Origin of the sequence: Agarivorans sp., from assembly GCF_050295395.1 — a bacterium.
GTDB lineage: Bacteria > Pseudomonadota > Gammaproteobacteria > Enterobacterales > Celerinatantimonadaceae > Agarivorans.
Window position 1 is genome coordinate 1 of sequence record NZ_JBNKPP010000059.1, and the last position, 2670, is coordinate 2670.

At 50.7% G+C, this 2670-nt stretch carries 3 protein-coding genes; all 3 read right to left on the minus strand.

Going from position 1 to position 2670, the window contains the following annotated elements; translation table 11 throughout:
- Nucleotides 1–461 (minus strand): ethanolamine ammonia-lyase light chain EutC (locus ACQY6Q_RS03450; RefSeq protein WP_427977905.1); only part of this gene is annotated, 461 nt, incomplete at its 3' end.
- Between the two features lie 4 nt (nucleotides 462–465).
- Nucleotides 466–1863, minus strand: a complete 1398-nt coding sequence (locus ACQY6Q_RS03455; protein WP_427977908.1) for an ethanolamine ammonia-lyase subunit EutB — start codon at nucleotides 1861–1863, stop codon at nucleotides 466–468.
- Between the two features lie 72 nt (nucleotides 1864–1935).
- Nucleotides 1936–2670, minus strand: a 735-nt coding sequence (gene dctP / locus ACQY6Q_RS03460) for a TRAP transporter substrate-binding protein DctP (RefSeq protein ID WP_427977910.1), incomplete at its 5' end; no start/stop codon positions are given.

Below are 2670 nucleotides of genomic sequence, written 5' to 3' on the forward strand. Positions count from 1 at the left end.
TGCTCTAACATGGGTAGGGCGTGGCGCTGAATCGCGGTAGATGACAGCCCATCGGCGATCACTATCGACAAATCGTAAGCGCGCTCGCTACTGGCGCGAAACGCTTCCAGCTGTTGCCAGCTAGTATCACTGAGCTGGCGGCCAAAGTCGGGGCGCTGCAAATACACCATGCGATCACTGGCTTTAGTATTCAGCACTATCGGCTGGTCGCTAACCAGCTGTTGGATAATGCTGGACTGTTGCAGCTGCGCCACTAGGCTGGGTACATCCAGTGCTTTATGCACCGCGTCGATGGCGCGGGCATGATCGAGTTGAAAATCTAATAACTGCTTAGTGGGCACGCTGTTGCCACTGCGCCCTAGAGCGATACGCGCCGAGGTGAATTTTTTCAAGGATTGCCAAGGGCTTTCGGTGACTAGCTCTGAGTGCTCAGTCATAGCTTGTTTTGACGCTTTAGTCATAAGGCTACTGCTCCAGTTTAGCCAGTGAGGCACTAAATGCTTTAGCGATGTTAGGGTTGAGTTTTACTTGATCTAAGTCGGAGAATATTTCCATTTTGCTTAGCCAAGCTTCAAATTCGGGAGCCGGCTTCAAGCCCAAGGCTTGGCGCGCGTAAAGGGCATCATGAAAGGAGGTGGTTTGATAGTTAAGCATAATGTCATCGGAGCCGGGAATGCCCATGATGAAGGTGCAACCGGCCACGCCTAATAAGGTCAGCAAGTTGTCCATGTCATTTTGGTCGGCATAGGCATGGTTGGTATAACAAATGTCGCAGCCCATGGGCACACCAAGTAGCTTGCCACAGAAATGGTCTTCTAAGCCGGCGCGAATAATTTGTTTACCATCGAATAAGTATTCGGGGCCAATAAAGCCCACCACGGTATTTACTAGTAAGGGCGAAAATTGCCGTGCTACGGCATAGGCTCGCGTCTCACAGGTTTGTTGGTCTACTCCCCAATGGGCATCTGCCGACAGAGCCGAGCCTTGGCCAGTTTCAAAGTACATCACGTTGTTGCCCACTGTGCCGCGCTTCAATGACAGCGCGGCTTGCTGGGCTTCGGCTAAAATATCCAGATTGATGCCAAAGGTTTCGTTGGTGCCTTGAGTACCGCCAATCGACTGAAACACTAAATCAACTGGCGCGCCTTGTTCAATTGCTTCAATGGTATTGGTGACATGGGTGAGTACACAGGACTGAGTAGGTATTTGATAATGCTGAATCACTTCGTCCATTAAATTCAGTAGTTTAATGGCTTGGCCTACATTGTCGGCGGCAGGGTTAATACCAATCACCGCGTCGCCGTTTCCATACATTAAGCCATCAAAGATGCTGGCGGCGATACCATTTACCGAATCGGTGGGGTGGTTGGGTTGCAGGCGTGTAGAGAGCCGCCCCTTCAAGCCAATGGTATCGCGAAAGGCGCTAATCACTTCACACTTTTGAGCCACTAGAATGAGGTCTTGGTTGCGCATGATTTTACTCACCGCCGCCACCATTTCAGGGGTGAGGCCGGGGCGCAGCTTACGCAGGGTTTCGCTGTCGGCCTGATAACTGAGTAGCCAGTTGCGTAGGTCGCCCACTGTCATATGCGAGATGGGAGCAAAGGCTTGGCTATCGTGAGTATCGATGATCAGCCGAGTAATCTCATCACTCTCGTAGGGAATGAGTGCTTCGTTTAAGAAGGTTTTTAGGGGGACTTCGGCTAAGGTCATTTGGGCGATAACGCGCTGCTCGGCAGTTTCGGCGCAAATGCCAGCGAGGGCATCACCAGAGCGAGCGGGGGTGGCCTTGGCCATTAATTCCGCTAGAGAGGCAAATTGGTAAACCTTGTCTCCTTGTTGCCAGCGGTAGGGTGCACTCATAGCTTTCCTTGTTTAGTGTTCTGGTAAGTCACAACAGCGGCCGTAGCCGCTGTTGTTGCTAAGGCCTAGGTGTTAGCTATAGCGGTATGGACGCCCCGCTTTCACCATGTCAGCATTGTATTTCTTGAAGATTTCCACCACCTTCGCCTTGGTGGGCGACTCTTTGGCGATTTCATCCCAGAATTTTTCTGCTTCTGCTTCCACTGTAGCCCATTCTGCATCAGGAATAGTCGTGAGCTTCATGTCACTGCCTTCTACACGAAGTTTAGCTTCACCACCCCAGTACCACCATTGACGGTAGTAATGTGAGGTATCTAAACATAACGACAATAGCTCTTTTAGGTGATCTGGCAGGGCATTCCAACGATCCATGTTGGCAAAGAACGAGCCGATCCATGCACCCGAGATATTGTTGGTAAGGAAGTAATCGGTCACCTTAGACCAACCCACGGTGTAGTCTTCGGTAATGCCTGACCAAGCGATGCCGTCTAGCTCACCGGTTTGCAATGCGACTTCCACGTCTTCCCATGGAATAGACACCGGTACTACGCCAAATTTAGCTAAGAAGCGACCCGCAGTTGGGAAGGTAAATACCCGTAAACCTTTTAGATCTTCTAAGCTGGTAATCGGCTTCTTCGTGGCGAAGTGACAAGGGTCCCAGGAGCCAGCAGAAATGTGTTTCACACCCACTTTGGCGTATTCTTCCTTCCAGATTTTGTCTAAACCATATTGGTTGAACAGTACTGGAACGTCTAAAGAATAACGGCAACCAAAGGGGAAGTAGCCGCCAAAGGTGGTCACTTCGGT

What these genes read in the sequence shown, in the direction of transcription:
- ACQY6Q_RS03455 (WP_427977908.1), bottom strand. Translation starts at nt 1,863, where the DNA reads ATGAGTGCACCCTACCGCTGGCAACAAGGAGACAAGGTTTACCAATTT.